Origin of the sequence: Anabaena sp. CCY 9910 (genome assembly GCF_963920875.1) — a bacterium.
Lineage (GTDB): Bacteria > Cyanobacteriota > Cyanobacteriia > Cyanobacteriales > Nostocaceae > Trichormus > Trichormus variabilis.
In genome coordinates this window covers 21,911-39,780 of sequence record NZ_CAWUDJ010000045.1, presented here as the reverse complement: position 1 = coordinate 39,780, position 17,870 = coordinate 21,911, and the positions used below count along the sequence as shown (strand labels likewise).

The window sequence follows — 17,870 nt, the reverse complement described above, 5'->3', positions numbered from 1 at the left end:
AAAAATTCATAAATACATACTAATTATTATTAATATAGTCATGAATCATAATTTAGACCGTCTGCTGGCAATATTAAAAGAGCAAGCTGACTTAATTGATAACCTTAATACTCGTTCTGATTTTCGCCATAAAAGCATCCAAAGTCTGATATTAGCCAATGGTAAATCTTTTGAAAAACAGGTCAAATCTCCATTTAAAGGTCAACCAAAATCATGTTTTGAAAACTGCTTAAAAGCACTGATAAATTTCTCTCGATTAAATTACTGCGAGGGATTTGCTATTGGTGATGATATTTCTATAGCTGTATCTCATGCTTGGCTTGTCAATAGTAATGGAGAAGTAATTGATCCAACGTGGATAGGTAAGAATTTCAAGGGTAGCACATACTTTGGGGTAGTATTCAATAATGATTTTGTGATAGAAATAGCACAAAAAATTAAATGTTATGGGATATTAGATAACGACTACATGAATGGTCATACTTTAGTGCGTGAAGGTTTCCCATCTCATGCACTACACTCTAAGTTTCATGAAAAATAATCTAGAAAGCTGATTAATAAATTAAAACTATAACCAGAATTATTTGGCTTCCGGCGATCGCTTCGCTTCATCAAGGCATGGGTGGCGTTGCTAGGGTGGTTTATAAACTGACTTGCCTCAAAGACATCTGCACCACATCTCCCACTTTTAGCTATCAATTTTGCTATCAAAGCCGGAAATTACAGACTTAGCATAGCCAAATGACACCTGACTACTTCCGCAAGGCGTATTTTACTCTTACGAGGTGTAAACATTTATGCCGTCACCCACCGAGGTATGATGTACGTTATTGGAAACATACATTATCAATAACGTAATAGTGAGCAATTATGCCTAATGAGCCAATGTTTGGGGAATTAGTAAAAGTTGAGTTGGAGGCGTGTTTAGATGCACCGATCGCTCGATATTTTGACGCACAGCTTGATAAAGACCCGGATGTGTTGGCGCAGTTGTTGGCAGACAAGCGTAACCCCAATACTCGGCGTGCTTACGAGAAAGATTTGCGGGATTTCTTTATCAAGATGACGGGCTTGCCACCGACTGGGGATAGTGTGCTGGAGTTTCTGCACTTGCAGCGAGAGCAAGCGGTGATGGTGGTGCTGAAATATAAGGCGAAATTGATAGCTTCTCTTGTGCGGGAGGCAACCATTAATCGGCGGTTGGCGGCGATTAAGTCCTTGGCGAAGATGGGACGCAAGCTGGGGGTGTGCAATTATTCCTTGGAGGATGTGGAAGGGGAGAAGGTCAAGGCATATCGAGATACGCGAGGTGTTGATAGCAAGACAATAGCACTGGTGCTTGGGCAGTTTGACCGGGAGAGTTTGATTGGTAAGCGCAACTATGCGATTTTTTTGGTGCTGTGGGGTTTGGCTTTACGTCGCCAGGAGATATGTCAATTAAATGTGGGTGACTTTGATTTTTATGGGCGCAAGTTGAGGGTTTTGGGGAAGGGTAAGGGAACGAATGAAGAATATTTAGATATGTCCAAAGATGTGGCGGCGGCGATAGCTGATTGGTTAATTGCGCGAGGGGATTTGAATCCCAATTTACCAATTTTTACGGCGTTAGATTTTCATAATACTGGGCATAGATTGACTACGGATGCCATCTATAAAATAGTGGCTACTGCTTTTAAGAAAGCGGGTGTAAAGAAACCGATGTCACCGCATAGGGTCAGGCATTCGGCAATTACGGCGGCACTTGATGCCACTGATGGGAATATTAGAAAGGTGCAGAAGTTGAGCCGTCATGCTGACCCCAGAACGCTGATGATTTATGATGATAATCGGAATAAAGACCTGTGGGAGATGTCGGAATTGTTGACCGGAATGCTGAAGAAGGATGATTAATAGTAATTCAGATACCAGCTTTTAAAAGCTAGACAGACTCACGGTATAAGAAAAGATAGAGAATATAGTTATTATTTCAACTAACCCGCTACAACTACTATACAATTCCTACTTTTATTTACGGTTAACCGTAATTTTAAAGGTATTTGAATTTTCTCAAGATAGCAATTATATTGAAGGCTAGCTCAGGTAGATAATAGAGACAGCAAGATGGAAATTGATTGTCAATATCAGAGCAGCCTTACCTTATTACATTTTTACTAAGTTCAAGCGGAGTTTTTATGTTGTCTAACGATTTAACAGTTCAATTAGATATATCGTATGAACAAACCCGAACTTTAGTTATTGAGGAGTTAAAAACTTCCATCTCAGGACAAATATCAAGTTTATATTCTAATATTGCTAATTTAGCAGTTCGGAAAGGTATTGCAGAGAATCCATCTAGAGAAAATCATTTGAATCCAAGATATGAACTTTCAAGAAAATATAAAATTTGGGTAGAGGACATTATTTGGGATTTGATAACAGAAGGAATAGTTAGACCAGGCTTAGGAGACGGATTAAACCAGGGTTTACCTTGGTATCATATTTCAGAGTACGGAAAAACTGTTCTCATTAGCCAACCACCGCAGCCCTATGATCCAGACGGCTACTTAGCGGCGATTCGGACTATACCCAACATTGATGATGTAATACTTGCATATTTAGAAGAAAGCTTGAAGGCATTTAGAATTCATTGTCTTCTGTCATCTGTAATTACATTAGGATGTGCATCTGAAAAGGCTATTCTACTTTTAATTGAGGCTTGTAAAGCAGCAATATCAAATCCCACTGAGCAGACAGACTTTGAAAAGAAGACAGACACTATCGCAATCAAGAGAAAACATGATGAATTTCAAAATATTCTAAAAACCAAAATCATGCCATCTTTACCAAAAGATTTAAAAGAGAACTTGGATAACTATTTAATTGGACTGTTTTCTATAATTAGAAGTACAAGAAATGATGCTGGTCATCCTACAGGAAAAGAAATACGCAGAGAACCTCTATATGCCTATCTAGTAACATTCCCTGAGTATTTGAAAAAAGTTTATGAGCTTATAAATTGGCTAAGTACAAATAAGATTTAGGTAATTCTTCTATCTTTAGAATTGCGATTTACCAATCACGTCATAGCTAAAAAACCACAATAAGGGTCTTGTCCACTTTTGGCGATCCTGGTTGGAACAGTTGCTAGTTTAGATGATTCTGGCATCTAGTTTAGAAGATTATAGAAAAGCAGAAACAAGATTTTTGAAAGCTAGAATATCACATTAACCTAGTTTTTGCTCGATTGTCACTAATGCCCCTGTAACGCCTGCCGAGAACCCGGAACTACCACCAAGTCGGCAGGGGAAAAAGGCGTTCGCTGGTCATTTTGACCCAACTGTATCCAAGCAGTTAAATATATGCCTCAACATTTTTGAACTGTCAAGTCTTTATCTAAATTTACTAACAGCTATGAGACGATGTAATTCTGGATCTTCAATTATTTTTCTCTTTAGATTCATCATTGTCTTTCGATTTTTTGCTCTCTCGAAGCTTTATCATGTTCGATCCCAAAGCATAACCCATTGCTATTTTTACAATATCAACATATACAGGGGTGTTATCCTTATTAATAATTGCTAAAGAAAGCGAACCAGCAACTAGGATAACTAAAATAGGTGAAATATCCCTGACTATTAAACTTTGCTTTTTTTGTTTATCTACAGACTCAGTTGCAAGTTTTAGCTTGTCAACTAATATAAAAATTATTATAAATAAAGCAATACCTATAATCCATACACTTGCTAATCCTAAATAGGAATAAAGCGTAATTAATCCTAGTATGACAATAAAAATAACTAATTCAAATAATATTATATTAAATCTACTTAAATAAATTCTAATAGCTTTCTTGAATGGATATTCTAAAGGTAATTTATTATGGTATTCTCTTTCCATTATCATTTATCTCATCCCGAATTTTAACAAAAACTACATATAAATCTTTTACTGTATAAGCTAAAAGAGTTAGTAATGTAGCTATTCCTGATACCCATTGAAAAATATCTAATGCTAACTTATCGACACCTTTTAGGGCAAGGGGAGTAATTACATATTTATCTGTAACCCATACTGCTAATACCCAAATTGCAATAAAAAAACAATCTATTACTATGCAAGCAAATACTATTCCTCTTTCCTTAAAATATCTTATCAGTTCGTTATCATTATTATTAGGTTTGTTTCCTTTTGTACTAGTCATTTTACTAATGACAGTTAGTTATAAGTTTTACATTTATTAAAATAACACACCCTTATTACGTAATAGGCATTGGCTCAATACCAACCCCTTTAAATTGCTCCCAATGCGGCATCCAGTAGAGATCGCACCTCACTTGTGTAAGGATAAGTTGTTCAGACTTATCCGCAGACTTCCAAAAAATCGGCTGCTTCCTCACTGACTTCGGACAATTAAACAATGTAACTGCCCGAAAACCCTATTGTTTCGTCAGCGATGACACACGCTTAACTCAGGCTTATCAATCAGCCCTACAGCGTGAACGCTACAACCCTCATTATTCCGTTGGCTGATAAAACTTGCTTATCCTTGCAGCACACACAGTGACCACTTAGAGGTATGGTCTGCACTAATAGTATTCGTTCATGTTGGGGCTGTCTCAACTGTCTATACTCGCTTCTACACCCCTGGTTACTCCATCGTTGCTATCAAAACCGATATCATTTTTCTCTCCACCAGCGTCTACACGGCAGTCTAGACGGAAATCAAAGGGCAATCGCTACAAAGTATTTGAGTTAAAGATACAGTAGTTACAGATAAATTATCGGTAACTAGGATGAGTAGACTTTCAGTAGTAGGAGAGGGGTTACTTTCACCTCATAACAGCACGAACATTATTGAAATAAATAAGCAGTGGCACAAGTGGCAGAAGTGGTTAGAGACTGCACAATCTTTTCGTTATGTTCCCAATAACAATGAACCACCTTACACTGCTCGTAAAGAGAAAGGAAGCAAAGGACAAGCTAGTTACTGGTACGGTTACAGAAAAGTTGGCGGTGTTCTCAGAAAATGCTACATAGGGCGAGGTGAAGATTTATCTATAACCAAGTTAGACGAAATCGCCTACCAACTGAGCAATCCTACTCCTAAAAAGAAAGTTACACAGATAAAGTCTTTTTCCAAGCCAGAGGATGTGGAGAAATTAACAGCAGAAGTGGTCGAGTTACAGAATGAGTTACAGAGAAAGTCGGAATTGTTAGCACAAGCTTTGGGAAAGTTGATAGCCTAACGGCGGAATTGTCAGTTGTTAGGCAAGAGTTACAGAGCCAGTTACAGATAAAAGATAAGTTACATAACAAAGTATCTGTAACTGATTATCAGGCAATACGCGATCGCATTGTGCAACAGTGGCGTGTGTCAAAACGTACTGAGTCAAAAGACCGCATTGCCCAAGCTTTAGATGAGTTTATTGCTGAATTGACCACTGATGGCGAATCTTCAACACCTGCATCTATACACAATGAAACTACAGCCCCACTGGTGGATAAGCCAAGACTTGAGTCAGAAGTAGTTAAGCAATCAGCACAAATTCGGCTGTGGTTGCGAGTAGAAAATAATAATAAATTTATTCGGCGTAAAAAGAAAGTTCGAGAACATATCGAGCGTTTCTGCCTATCTTTCTACAATGCTCAAAAAACTACTCCTAATAGCCATGAGTACATTCTCACTATCCCCTACGAAAATGATGAGGACTTGGATAAGCAAGTTTGGGATTTAATACAAGAAATGGACTCTCATGCTGACATGGATTGCTGCTTTATCGAAATAGATGCCCATGAGATTGGGACTGATAGGACTTGGTGATTATTCAACACTATCCTAGATTACAAACTTAACGGTCAATTTAGGTGATGCTATTGGAGAAATAGCAAAGCCACTCTTTATGAAGAAACTGCTTAAACGTATCTTGGCACTACTACGGCAAATTGTTCAGCAGTTCTCATCCACTCAGCAACCCAGTTCTCCTCCAGCTTCTCACCCGCCAGCGATTCCTATTCCTCCCATTCCCACTTTCGTTCCTCAGTGGCACAACGGTTTAGTGCTAGTTTGTTCGCAGTGTGCAGTCGAGCAATTTAACGGCAGTTCTCATCGAATTAATAGAAGTACAACAGCCTCCGAAGACTTACAAAACTGGTTGAAATCTCGTTTAAAATTTGATGGATTGTGGGGGAAATATCGGGTAGTTAGCACCAGTTGTTTAGGAGTTTGTCCACAAGGGCGTGTTGTTGTTCTCTGCCATCATGCAGTTGGACAACAGTGCTTCATTGTCAATCCTCAAGACGAACGCGAAATTCTCTATTCCTATATCAAACAGATGCACAGGTATTAATTTTTAGCTAATTTTTGGTAATCTCCTTAAGTAAGCTTGTTACTATTATTGAGTTGTGTTCCCCAGTTTTAGAATCAGGTAATGCCAAGAAAACGGCTTTTAAGAAAGCGGGTGTAAAGAAACCAATGTCACCACCGCACAGGGTCAGGCATTCGGCGATTACGGCGGCACTTGATGCCACTGATGGGAATATCAGAAAGGTGCAGAAGTTGAGCCGTCATGCTAACCCACGAACGCTGATGATTTATGATGACAACCGGAATAAAGATTTGTGGGAAATGTCGGAGTTGTTAACGGGGATGTTGAAGGATTCGGAGTGAGAAAAGTTAATCAGATGAAAATTTTCAAGTCCGGTAAATGGAAACTCAAAGCCTTATTGATTCTGGTAGGCATCACTTCGTTGTCAGTCCTGATGGCAAACTTTTAGCCGGAATTACAAGCGATTCAGATAATCGGAATACAAGAATTCAAGTGTTGCAGCGTTCATAAAATTGAAATCTATTTGTTATCGGCGTTTCATTCCCTAAAATAGTTTACCTGCGGTAGTTAACCGTCAGGGCATTACATCCGAATTATTTAGTAGGAGGTTTAGGAATTGTTATTCCAATATAACCACCGATTCCAACCTTAGCTAAGTCTACAAATGTAGAGCGGTAATTTTCATCAATTATTGCTAGTGCTAATGAGCCTAATACTAAAATCGATACAACAGATGCTAAAACTAAATCTTTCAAATTATTAGCTCTCATAAATTTTGCTTTCTCCATTTAAATGTTACATTTATTTAGTAGTAAGAAATCTTAATTTGTGACAAATACTAATTGGATTTTAGGATTTTTTTGAGAAAATATAAATATTAAAATATTAGTCAGGCTTTTGAGCCTCCTATTAGTTGATGGAGGCAGTTCATACCTAAAATATCAAAAATTATCAATACTTGCTAAATTGCTGGAAAATCAAGCAGTTGATTCATTTACATAGTATGAGCGCAACTCATTAATAGCTCTTTCTCCACGTTTACGCATTGTTACTGCATTAAGATTTTTATTCTCTTGCTTTGAGAGAAGATAAGCTATTTCATTCCAAGATAAACCTTCAAAAAAGCGCATTATCAAAATTTGCTTGCTAATAGGCTTTAACTGCTCAATTTTTTGCATCAGATCCGCTTCGTCTTCATAGCAACGATTTTCTTGATTATTCCGGGTTGCCAGATGCTCAATTTTGTCTAATTCTGTAGCTTCAGTCATTCTATACTTTTTATACTTGTTATTGACATAACGCTCACTGACTAACCTTGCCCAAGCTACTGGGTGATTAATCTGTGTGCCAGCGCGGAGTGCCTCAATTAAACACAGAATTACGTGTTGAATCACATCTTCCTCTGACAAGACAGTATTAATTTTTAGCGTGTGTAACCGATTTCTAATGTGGATTAAAAGCCATTTGGCCCGTAATATTTGCTGAACCGCCTGGATGTTGCTGGATCTTGCGTTTGTCATGTTCTTGACTTATCATCTCCCTTAAGAAGGATTTTTGTAAAAATATATTGCTTGCCTTTCACAGACTGATAACTAAATAGTGGTTGTTGACTAAAAAAATGTGACGAAAGTATACCAAAATGAACTGCCTAGCTAGTTTTGAGGAGAGGTTGCCTTTGCCGCTTGCCCTACTTACAACAAATACTGATTGGTTCGTGGTTTACTCCAGTTCAAGTGATGCGTGTAAATTACTAGTGGTATTTAACAGCTAAAACGTGACTAGTGACATCACCAGATATAACCACTACACTAGCTATCGCATAAAATAGCCAGTAGAATCTTGTAACGGAACAATAGGCTTTCAGAGGAGTTCGGGCTTATGTTGAGGATATAGCTCTAACAACTCTCCTGAAAGACGCAGTGAAGCTTATTGAAGCGTTGTTAAATAAATTAAACTAGTTTATTTGTAACGCTTGTATTACTTTGTATAGATATAAAAAGCAGAAAACGCTTACTATGATTAAGTTTAAAACGTTTAAAAATTGTCATCCTGGGCAGTTTGCTTGGAAATACATTTTTTAAGTACATTTACTCAAAAACGTTTTATATAGAGTTTTATGAAAATTTTATTTTTTTTATCACCAGCAATGTCACAAATGTAGACTTAGCCACCACTAATATAAGCAGTGACAAAGTGGTTCCCCCACACTTAATTAGTTCTTACTATGAACAGTTCTGTGTTCATAATGTAAACAATGTACTTTATTCTAGTAATATTTTGTTTAAAGCAATGGACGTTAATAGCCTAGATATATACCGAAAAGGAGAAAATGCCTTCACTCAATCAGAATGCTTGGTTAATAAAATAGCCCAAGAATATTACAGTTTAGTAAAAATAGAATCTCCATCTGATTATGAACTCAAGCGTATAGAGAAAATCTTGGAGATAGCTGTAAATAACATAAAGTTAAGTGACTTAATTGATTGTATAGATGAACAAATCGCCTACGACATGGATTTACTTGTAGATGATTTGGCTCTTCAAATGACAGATGATTCTGATTTAGACCGAGAGACCATTTTTTCTGATTTATGGAAGCATGATGGCATGGAAGAAAGTAAATTATCCACTAGAAGTCAGGGTCAAGAAGGTTCAGTAAGTAATTTATTTAAATTACCATTAGCACAACAGGGAAATAATAAAACAAGTAACCAGTCTACAAACAAGCAAGATATAAAACTCATGATTTCTGGGGTTGCTGTTGAAGGAGCATTAAGAGGTTTCCAAAGAATAAATTATTCCAAGAAAAACAAGAGGCAGAATTGGTTAAAGAACGGTAATAATTTTAAAGGAGAGAAAAGAAGTTGCCGTCGGACAAACGTTTTCTCTCCTTTGGTTAAGCATGAAGAGTCTATATACTTGTTGTCTAGCCGGAAGTAAATTACTATTAATTTAGTATGCTTTTTAGCATACTAAATGTTGTTATCAAAATTCAATCAGGCTTATCTTTTCACAACAGAGATCAATAAAGTAATTACTTAACTTTTGCAAAAGTTTATGAATTTTCCAAAACGCCTATTCCCTCACAGAAGACAAACATAAGAAGCAGCACCAATATAAATTATAACTTCTTAACTGATTGTTTGCTGTTAAGTGAAACAGTAGTTACATTAACGATAAGGAATATATCAATATTCCCAAGAAAAAACCCCATAGCTCACTAGGGGTTGTGATGAATAGTTCTCTCGTTTGTACAAATGTACTACAAAGTGGGGAAGTATAGCTTTTCACACTATGTCTCAACAAGGGAGGGGGAGGGGTTTGAAAAGTATTTGTCAGATAATTGACAGTTAGGGAGGACGATAGGGGCAAATTTTCGGCGATGAAAGTGTAAGGGCTGACGAAGTAGTACGTGATTTGACGGTCAACGAACACCACTATCCATCTTTCGGGGTTAGGGTGTAAAAGTGTGTGTTTAGCAGAGGTAGGGATGGCAATAGTTGATAGCAATATTGCTATCAAAACTACAAATAATACAAAAACCAAGGAGTAACAACAAATCAGGTCTTTCGTCCCCATTTTTTGAGAAATACCATTGAGGTTAATGAGCTTTTGCTGTGTGGACTGTCGCCTTGGTTATATAGCGGAGAATCAAATCAAAATCTTTGCGTACTTCTAATAATTGTTTAACCCAAGTATTAGAAGCTGCGATCGCACTTTCTTCTTTCTGACGAGCTGTTGCAATTTGCTGTTCAATTTCCCCGTAAACTTGTTGTTCAAATTCCCGTAGTTGTGATTCAATCTGATTTTCTAAATCTTTAGCAATTGCTTGAAACTGGCTAGTGATATCACTACGAACATCTGCCATTTGTTTTTCTCGCTGCTGTTCCTGTTGTGCTGTATAAGCATCTGTTGCTAATGAAATCAACGCCACTGCTGGCCCAAGAAACATCGCAGCGTTACCGATATTTTTAGCAATACCAACCGCTTGCCAAGGCTTAAAATCAAAGCCTACAAATTGTCCTACAGCTAATACTGTCTGATGTAAACCACTACCTGCTACATCCATAGAACGCAAAAAACCACCGCTACTACTAGCCGTAGACAAAAGTTCTCGTTTGGCAAAATTGCTGACTTCAACTCCTGCTTTTTCACCAATATCTTTGAGCCAATTAATTTGACTTTTTATTCGTTCTAAATCCATATCACCGTTAACACTATCAGCAAAAATACTTTGTCTTTTTTCTAAGCAAGTTATGAAAGTTTGTACGAGATTACCTTGAAGAAATTCTTCAACTTCTTGCCGAATATCTTCAACTGCTGTATTTATGACATCTTGAAGTTGACTTTCTGCTTTTTCATAGTGCTGTTTTACATTGATTTCAGTCTGTTTATTTAGCATTATAAAATCTTGCTCACTTCCAACAGCAGCAGCAAGAATTGTACCTTCCTTCGCTATTGCTACTGACATCTGTAGAGCTATATTATTAACTTTTATACGTAGGCGTTCACGCTCTTTCCGAACTGTGCGAGATAAGCGCGTTAATACCTCTAAAAAAGCTGAATCTTGGTTATCATCGCGTGTACAAATCAACTGAGCTTCATCAACACAACTGAGTGCTATTCTGATTGGTGTATCAAACCGAGCTAATACTGAACGGTTTTTAACAAACTTATTCAATTCATCCAAGAAAGTTTGGAATCGACTAATTTCAATGAGAAAATCATCATTTTGATCTACACCCTCACAATAATCTTTAGCATCAATAAAACATACAGGAAATTCATCTAGACTATGAGGTTTAATTGCTTCTTTCAAACTTTGACGATAATTAGCAATTTTTTGCGCTTCTTCTCCTGCTTCATCTGACATTTTATTGACAATCAGCATCATTTTAAAGCGATAAGCTTTTTCATAGGCTAATTTTAAAAAATTAGCTACCGTAACCGAATCAAACAGCATATATGTCAAGCAAAAGACTAATAAATCCGCCTTATTGATAGCATCATAGGTAATCTCATCATGGTCTTTTCGGTCTGTAAAAAGTCCGGGTGTATCTATAATTTTGATGCTGTTCCAAGCATAACTAGCAGTTTTGTCTGTTGCAATATCAGAATCAATGCGAATATCACGTCGTCCTGTAATAGCAGAAATTGTGGTAGATTTACCAGCATTATATTGACCAACAAAAGCTAATGATAAAATTCCCTCTTGATGATAAGCTTTTAAGTCCTCACGCAGTTTTTTACGAATAGCTGATAATTCAATATGTTTACTTTGAGCTAGTATGTGATCAAATTTCACTAAGATATTTTTGAATTTCTCATTAACAGCAGCAGCATCCAATATTTGTTTATTCTGATTCATGGTTATTTTATTCTCCTATATTTCGTTACTAGCTTGAATAGAGATATCTTCTTGTAAAATTCGTGTGATATCTCTTAAAGATTTGCTTAACCGTAATTTAGATTTAGTATGAATTTTCATACTACTACCAAAATCACGCTCCACTTTCGCTATTATTTTGATGATTACTTCGTCTGTGAGGGGTTCATGCTTGCCAACACCCCAATCAATTATGCGTTTAGCATAAGCACGATTAATGTAATTGGATTTATCATTTAACCTACTTTTAGCTGTTTCAAGTTGTTTAGAAATAATTTCCAAACCTTTAATCATTTCTTGAAAATAAATATTAATACTATCAGCTACTGCATCAGTATATTTATTAAAATCATTCTGAGCTTGCTGAATAATATTTTGTTGATGATTAGTAAGTTGATTAGACAAAGATTTAGAAATATTTTGTACAGCCTCACGTCGCTTCTGTTCTTTAGATTTTATCCATCCAGAAATTTGGTGAAGAGCAAAACCTATAATTCCTACAACTGCCGCTACGGGGGGGATGAATAAGCCTATAAGAGGTGCTGCTATGACAAGGAGATTACCACCCATTTTCATTAAATTCCGCAGGAATAAATCTGTATCCTGTTCTTTAAATTTAAAATTATTATTAGTTAATCGAGCAACAATTTGTAATTCATTACCAACTTCTTCAAGTATTTCTCCAATTTCTTGATTGAAGTTTTGACTACTTTCTTCATAAGCAATTCTCAGCCGTTGCTCAAACCGAATAACTTTAAGCTTTTGCTCCCAACCTTGATTTGCTCGACTTTCATCTGCATCCCAATATTCTTCTGCAAAAGATGGAATAGAGTTAAAAGCATCTTGGAAAATAGCTTGAATTTGTTGCAATAAATATTGCTGATTATCCCTTGCAGCTTTTTGAATGTCTTTGCGAATAGTTTTGTATTTATCTTTTAGGGTATCAGCTAATTTTTGATATATATAACCTTGTTCTGTTACCCATTGATTAGGTTCGTCAATTGCACCTACAGTAGAGCCTAATAAAGTTTGTGAACGCCTGATTTTTCCATACTCAACTAAAGACAAGCGAAGAGAGTCCAGAAACTTCTGAATCTGACTTGCTTGGAACAGTTTATCCTTATTCCCTTCATGTTCTGGTTCAGAGGACATTTGTGCCGCCAGAAGCATGACAGGAATAATCTCAAAGTAGTCATTAGCGTAATGTTGTTTAGCGTAGCGGTGAATACGCTCAATATGTCCACCCAAACTATTTTGTCCATCTATAACAAATAGTTTTTCAGGGTTGGCTAAGAAATGCTCCAAGCGCCGAGAATCACGCAAGTTATTTTTGACATTTAACAAAATAATTAGTGGTTTGGCTTTTTCTTTTAACAGTTGGAGAAACTTAAATTCTGTTTCTTGAATACTATCATTTGTGACAACATAACAAATTACATCAGATTCTTCAATCACACTTTCAGCGATTTCTTCATCTGTTTTACCCCCAGGCGCGCCGATTCCAGGGGTATCGATAATCCGAATATTTTTCCACTCATATACTCTATTAAAACGAGTAGTACGCTGTTTACCTACACCAATTCCATCCCAACCATCTCCTGTAATAATGGCATGGAGAGTACTTTTTCCCGCTTTGGTTTTACCCATAAATGCTATGCTGAAATGATTGAGAGCGCGTTGTTTAGCCGCAAGTGACTGACGCACACTTTCAATTTCTTTAATAATTTTTACTGTAAGAGCCTTCTTAGTATCCTCAAGCTGCTTTGCTACTTCTACTGCGGTTTTCGCTTGTCCTTTACCAGACGCTTGACGCTGAATGGTCGTAAGTTGTTCTTCGATACCTTTTCCCAAATTGTAAAGTGCTTGTCTAGTTCCTGTGAGAGCTAATTCTGCAAACTTATAATCTTCAGTGGCGATCGCTGCACATTCCTGAATAGCTCTATCATATTCAGGGCCTGATAATAAAATTTCTTGACGTAGTTGCTTAATTTGTCGTCCTAAATTCTCAGGAGCAATTTTTGTTAAATTATCCACCAATACGCTGGACAATAAAGAATCTGCTCCCTTTAAGATGCGCGCACCCAACGATAGTGCTGACTGCTCTTGAAGAGTATCTTTAGGAGTACCAAAGCCTTCAGCTTGTTCAATTAGTCTTTCTATCTCTCCCTGAGAAAAACTCCAAATTCCTGCTATCTGATCAACCATCTCTCGTTCTAAGGGAGAGAAGAAACCATCAAGATAAGCCAGTGCTAGTATTTGTCGCATAGTTTCACTTTGCTTACCAGGTGGAACTTTCCGAGCTACATCTTCTACTGATAAAAAGTCTTCTGCTTGCGCGAGGATTTTCTCCATTTCCTCAATAGTGCGCTCTCCCATTTTGCTATTATTGGCTAGTTCCTGTAGGATCTTTGCTTCTTCGCTGTGAATTTGTTGGTCGGCGCAGACTATGTGTGTGAGGAGTAAAAAGCCATAGTCTAGTTGCTTAGGGGCTAAAACTGTTTGGTCAGACATCTTTCTCTCTATCTGAATACTCTACCTAGCCTAAGCAATAACCGAGCAATTTATGTCAGTAATTATACTTGTTTAGCATAAAAGCTTTTGCGGTACTTTCTAGCAATGCTTCATTGATCGGGTTTTTCCTATTCCTCAACTGTCTTTGGCATGGAGCCGAGATCCATGCCCTAAACGCAGAACTTAAAGATGCTCGACAGAGATTCTGTCGAACATCACCAAAGGCTTTTTTTTAAGAAGGGTAATGAACATGGGTAGGTAGCCAGCCTCTCTTAAGAAGGAAGATAGAGAAAATTTAACTACCACCAATCCCCGACTTAATTCTTTCGCTCTCTCCACCAATACATCATTCATTCACAATCAAGTTATAGTCGATATAACCAAGCATTGCCCCTCTTTTTATCGCCTCATAACGGTTCTTCACGCCCCATTTACTATATAAATCACTGGCATAGCATTTGACTGTACTAACTGAGAGAAACATTTCTTTAGCAATCTGTTCAAAAACTAAACCCTGAGCCAGTAAACGCAGGACTTGTATTTGTCGCTCGCTTGGTGGATCTATCAAGTTTTTCTCAACGAAGTTGGGGTTGATATATCTGTTGTGATAAAGGTTTTCTAATAGTTTTTTAGCCAGCTTAGGGTCGAGTAGACATTCATTAAAGTAAGCTCTCTTGATGGCTAGTTCAATCAATTCTATATCAGCACTCTTGAGCATATAAGAATCAGCCCCATGCCGAAAAGCCGAGTTAATAAAGTCTGAATGAGTCTCATTAGTAAATATCACCACTTTACTATTAGTATTTCTTTTAATTGAACGAGTAAGTTCTAAACCACTCATGTCGGGCAATATTAAATCAACTAACACAACATCAGGATTTACTTGTTCAATTAGCTGAAAACCTATCTTTCCACAATTAGCTGACCCTGTAACTTCTATATCAGGAGATTGTTCAATGGCATTTTTGAAGCCTAAGAGTGTGAATATTTCTGGTTCAACAATTACTATTCTCAGCATGATGTTGATAATCTTCTAATAATAAATGGCTGTTTATTCGGGTATTTATTATTGGTGTCCCTGCCGTGACTGTCCTTGTTGCCGTGAAGCTGCCGTAGGCTATGACCTATACAGGGCATGGATTGCCGTGATTGTGCCGTATGCCGTAGACAGCCACAAAAGCCTGTTTTACATCTGTTATTGTTACCACGGCATCACGGCATCATGCTCACCAATCAGGCAAGGAGTAGTTATCATTGCCGTCATAATTTATCTTCTCCCTCTCTACTAATTCAGCTAAACCATCAATTAACTCCGGTTCTGAATAGCCGGATAACCTGTCTGCTTTCTTCAAATCACGTAATGTTTTTGGCGTTTTGGATTTGACATTCTGAAAGTATTCATAAATCTTTGTAGCCACTGGTGATAAGGGCTTTGGCTGGTGATGATGAGCAGCATCTAAATTAAATTCAAGCTCATATACTCTATCTAAATATTCCTGCTCCGAAGCAATAGACTGGGTTTGATTAGATAACTTCGGCATTAATGCAACTACAAAACCACCAACAGAAGCAATCATGACTGGACGGAGATTTTGATAAGAAACTGTTTTAACTTCCAGGTATTTAGATTTAATTTGTTCTCTTTCTTGCTTACCTGGAATAATGTCACCTCTATTTAAAATTAGTTCTAGTACACCATAAGATTCTTGCTCCCTGCCGTTCTTAATATACTTGTTACCCAACAGCAATAAATTGAGACACATTCTTGTTTGAGCATCCATCTTTTCAATGCCCAATGCTGCCAGATTAAAAGACTGTAGGGAGGCGATGAATTTAGTATTAAACTCTCGACCAATCAGTAAAATATCAAGTAATTTACTCCCATAATTCCAATCAGAGTAAAGCTTGCTTAATTGATCAGCAATCACCAACCAGTCATCCAAAATTAGAATCAATGGTGGTAAAGATTCACGTTGTGATTCTGGTAGCTGTTTTCTTAGTTTGTAGTTGAGATAAAAGCTGTCAATTACATCTTTGGCTAGGTCTGGGTTCTCCTGATCAAAGACAATAACTCTTTCTTTCTCTCGTAACCCACAGAAACTATCATTCTTAGCACTAATCACCCAGATATCCGCGCCTGGGGCATCAGCTAAAATCCTGCCAATCAAATAATTGAGGGTGACTGATTTACCGCTTCCTGGTGCAGCAACTAAAGCAGTGGAACTATCGGCTTTGGCTAGGGCTTGCAAAGTATTGAGGGCAAGAGTTTCTGATGGGTGAAGACTTCCACCGCTATTAGGGTGTAATTCCTGCGGTTGAGAGCCAGTTACTTTATCGTCACCCCTGGCGATATCGTTGATTGACTGCCCCGGCAATGCACCGGCTGACTGTCCAGTGGTCTGCTGTAGTTGCGCCCGTGCCTCTGCCTCTGCCCTTAACCTCACTTGCTCAGTAAATATGGCTAATTCTTGGGGTGTCATGTTTGATAACTGCGCTGCCCTTGCCCGTCGATTTTCACTCCATTGGTGAAATTCGTAGTCTAGTTGGGCGGTGTAGCTTTCTTTGTGGAGTCTTAGCCCTTCTCGCATTTTGCTGATCAACCAGTTGGCTTTTAGCTCATTTCTGATTGAGGGTAGTAGCTGCATTAATCGCCATTCCCTAGCTTTGGATAATGCAAAAGCTCCACCAGTTGTCACGACTGCGGCTAGACCCCAAAGCGGTTTATTCGGGTTACTGGGTGGAATAATCCTTAATCTGGTTGCTTTGGTAGGCAGAAAATTATCACGTTGAAACTCCGGGTTAGCTGGTGCGTAAGCTTCGGCATAAAACTCAGACTCCGGCATTATGTATCGTTTATCTGGTGTGCAGTATCTAGCGCGGTTATCTGGTGAGGTCAGTGTTTCGGGGATGAAGCAATATTCCACCAAACTGATTTGAGTTCCTGTAAATGACTTGGCTCCACAAATTAAACCGATGGTTGCCAGCACCCCTACAGTTATATTGTTGGCTGTCCCTGAACTTCTATATGACTCGAACTGCTTGTGTTTCATTGGTTTGCCCCCTTTAGCACTGCTGCCAATAGCAACAACCCCACTGCACCTAACCCCAGCAACAGCCAAGGTGTTTCAGTTTGGGGAGTTGGTTTAACCTCGTACTGTCTTACTTCCTCGTAAAACCTTGTCTTACCTGCCTTAGTTGCTCCCTTCACAACCCGATACTCATCAAAAGCTATCCACAGCGAAGCCCCTACACTGGCAGTTTGGACAGTTGCCACCATGAAGTCTTTACCAATATGGATTCTGCCGTCATATTGAATCTTGGTGAGGGTGTTGGCGAAGAATAACCCCAGTACAATGCTGCCCAGTGTGCCAGATGCGATCGCCCCAATGGATAAACTCGTTAATAGGCTGACTCCAGTGTTAGCGGTGAATACGCCCAAGAATGTAGCCAGTGCTTTGTTTAGGAGTTGTTTGTTACTGAAGACATCCCTAATTGATTGCTCTAGTCTTTCACCGTCTTCATCCTCCGGGTTCGGCAAAGTGTGTTGCTGTTCACCCCAATTGGTAGAGGGAGTCTGTTCATTATTGGAGTGAAATTGAGATAACAGGGTGTCAAAATCATTCATTTTTATTCCTTCTTAACCCTATAAACGGGCATGAAAGCCAGAG

The 17,870-nt window shown here is 38.1% G+C and carries 19 protein-coding genes and 1 pseudogene; 9 read left to right on the top strand and 11 right to left on the bottom strand.

The window, feature by feature from the left end; all coding sequences use genetic code 11:
- Nucleotides 1-40: 40 nt before the first annotated feature.
- Entirely contained in the window at nt 41-541 is a 501-nt protein-coding gene (locus ACM5QX_RS24430; RefSeq protein WP_414755915.1) for a hypothetical protein, read from the top strand.
- Here ACM5QX_RS24430 and ACM5QX_RS24425 read toward each other — a convergent pair.
- On the bottom strand, nt 529-711 hold the full coding sequence (locus ACM5QX_RS24425; protein WP_190570265.1) for a hypothetical protein: 183 nt from the start codon (nt 709-711) through the stop codon (nt 529-531). The two genes, ACM5QX_RS24430 and ACM5QX_RS24425, sit on opposite strands and share 13 nt — an antisense overlap.
- A 159-nt stretch (nt 712-870) precedes the next feature.
- Here ACM5QX_RS24425 and ACM5QX_RS24420 point away from each other — a divergent pair, with 159 nt between their 5' ends.
- Together ACM5QX_RS24420 and ACM5QX_RS24415 are read left to right on the top strand one after the other, a co-directional pair.
- Nucleotides 871-1,890 carry a tyrosine-type recombinase/integrase gene (locus tag ACM5QX_RS24420; RefSeq protein WP_414755914.1) on the top strand — a complete coding sequence of 340 codons (1,020 nt, stop codon included), beginning with the start codon at nt 871-873 and terminating at the stop codon, nt 1,888-1,890.
- Nucleotides 1,891-2,171: 281 nt separating this feature from the next.
- Nucleotides 2,172-3,020, top strand: a complete 849-nt coding sequence (locus ACM5QX_RS24415) for a hypothetical protein (RefSeq protein WP_414755913.1) — start codon at nt 2,172-2,174, stop codon at nt 3,018-3,020.
- A 394-nt stretch (nt 3,021-3,414) separates the two neighbouring features.
- Here the strand turns inward: ACM5QX_RS24415 and ACM5QX_RS24410 are convergent, their stop codons facing one another.
- Nucleotides 3,415-3,876 (bottom strand): hypothetical protein, encoded by a 462-nt coding sequence (locus ACM5QX_RS24410; protein WP_414755912.1) that lies wholly within the window; start codon nt 3,874-3,876, stop codon nt 3,415-3,417.
- Complete coding sequence (locus ACM5QX_RS24405) at nt 3,857-4,180, bottom strand: hypothetical protein (RefSeq protein ID WP_414755911.1); 324 nt, start codon at nt 4,178-4,180, stop codon at nt 3,857-3,859. Before ACM5QX_RS24405 ends, ACM5QX_RS24410 begins: the two co-directional genes overlap by 20 nt.
- A gap of 592 nt (nt 4,181-4,772) precedes the next feature.
- Here ACM5QX_RS24405 and ACM5QX_RS24400 point away from each other — a divergent pair.
- The 5 genes and pseudogenes from ACM5QX_RS24400 (at nt 4,773) to ACM5QX_RS24380 (ending at nt 6,815) form a co-directional block, all read left to right on the top strand.
- Nucleotides 4,773-5,225, top strand: coding sequence for a hypothetical protein (locus ACM5QX_RS24400; protein WP_414755910.1), 453 nt, complete (start codon nt 4,773-4,775; stop codon nt 5,223-5,225).
- An 8-nt stretch (nt 5,226-5,233) separates the two neighbouring features.
- Nucleotides 5,234-5,800 carry a hypothetical protein gene (locus ACM5QX_RS24395; protein ID WP_414755909.1) on the top strand — a complete coding sequence of 189 codons (567 nt, stop codon included), beginning with the start codon at nt 5,234-5,236 and terminating at the stop codon, nt 5,798-5,800.
- A gap of 79 nt (nt 5,801-5,879) precedes the next feature.
- Nucleotides 5,880-6,326 (top strand): hypothetical protein, encoded by a 447-nt coding sequence (locus tag ACM5QX_RS24390; protein ID WP_414755908.1) that lies wholly within the window; start codon nt 5,880-5,882, stop codon nt 6,324-6,326.
- Between the two features lie 95 nt (nt 6,327-6,421).
- Nucleotides 6,422-6,646: pseudogene (locus tag ACM5QX_RS24385) on the top strand (integrase); the annotation flags it as partial.
- Between the two features lie 37 nt (nt 6,647-6,683).
- Nucleotides 6,684-6,815, top strand: coding sequence for a hypothetical protein (locus ACM5QX_RS24380; protein WP_414755907.1), 132 nt, complete (start codon nt 6,684-6,686; stop codon nt 6,813-6,815).
- Nucleotides 6,816-6,898: 83 nt separating this feature from the next.
- On the opposite strand, the gene ACM5QX_RS24375 is transcribed toward ACM5QX_RS24380, so the two are convergent.
- Together ACM5QX_RS24375 and ACM5QX_RS24370 are read right to left on the bottom strand one after the other, a co-directional pair.
- Nucleotides 6,899-7,093: a hypothetical protein gene (locus ACM5QX_RS24375; RefSeq protein WP_414755906.1), complete on the bottom strand. Its 195-nt coding sequence runs from the start codon at nt 7,091-7,093 to the stop codon at nt 6,899-6,901.
- Nucleotides 7,094-7,282: 189 nt separating this feature from the next.
- Entirely contained in the window at nt 7,283-7,714 is a 432-nt protein-coding gene (locus ACM5QX_RS24370; protein ID WP_414755905.1) for an RNA polymerase sigma factor, read from the bottom strand.
- Between the two features lie 880 nt (nt 7,715-8,594).
- Here ACM5QX_RS24370 and ACM5QX_RS24365 point away from each other — a divergent pair.
- Nucleotides 8,595-9,245 (top strand): hypothetical protein, encoded by a 651-nt coding sequence (locus ACM5QX_RS24365; protein ID WP_414755904.1) that lies wholly within the window; start codon nt 8,595-8,597, stop codon nt 9,243-9,245.
- A gap of 661 nt (nt 9,246-9,906) precedes the next feature.
- On the opposite strand, the gene ACM5QX_RS24360 is transcribed toward ACM5QX_RS24365, so the two are convergent.
- The 6 genes from ACM5QX_RS24360 to ACM5QX_RS24335 all read right to left on the bottom strand — a co-directional run bounded on the left by ACM5QX_RS24360 (nt 9,907) and on the right by ACM5QX_RS24335 (nt 17,827).
- A complete protein-coding gene (locus ACM5QX_RS24360) occupies nt 9,907-11,673 on the bottom strand; it encodes a GTPase (RefSeq protein WP_414755903.1) in 1,767 nt (588 codons plus the stop codon).
- A 15-nt stretch (nt 11,674-11,688) separates the two neighbouring features.
- Nucleotides 11,689-14,202: a GTPase gene (locus ACM5QX_RS24355; protein ID WP_414755902.1), complete on the bottom strand. Its 2,514-nt coding sequence runs from the start codon at nt 14,200-14,202 to the stop codon at nt 11,689-11,691.
- Nucleotides 14,203-14,385: 183 nt separating this feature from the next.
- Entirely contained in the window at nt 14,386-14,556 is a 171-nt protein-coding gene (locus ACM5QX_RS24350) for a hypothetical protein (RefSeq protein WP_414755901.1), read from the bottom strand.
- Complete coding sequence (locus ACM5QX_RS24345; protein ID WP_414755900.1) at nt 14,549-15,220, bottom strand: response regulator; 672 nt, start codon at nt 15,218-15,220, stop codon at nt 14,549-14,551. The genes ACM5QX_RS24350 and ACM5QX_RS24345 overlap by 8 nt, the downstream gene beginning before the upstream one ends.
- Nucleotides 15,221-15,428: 208 nt before the next feature.
- Nucleotides 15,429-17,252, bottom strand: coding sequence for a hypothetical protein (locus ACM5QX_RS24340; RefSeq protein WP_414755899.1), 1,824 nt, complete (start codon nt 17,250-17,252; stop codon nt 15,429-15,431).
- The gene (locus ACM5QX_RS24335) at nt 17,249-17,827 is read right to left on the bottom strand and encodes a hypothetical protein (RefSeq protein ID WP_414755898.1); all 579 of its coding nucleotides are present in this window, start codon (nt 17,825-17,827) and stop codon (nt 17,249-17,251) included. Before ACM5QX_RS24335 ends, ACM5QX_RS24340 begins: the two co-directional genes overlap by 4 nt.
- Nucleotides 17,828-17,870 lie beyond the last annotated feature (43 nt).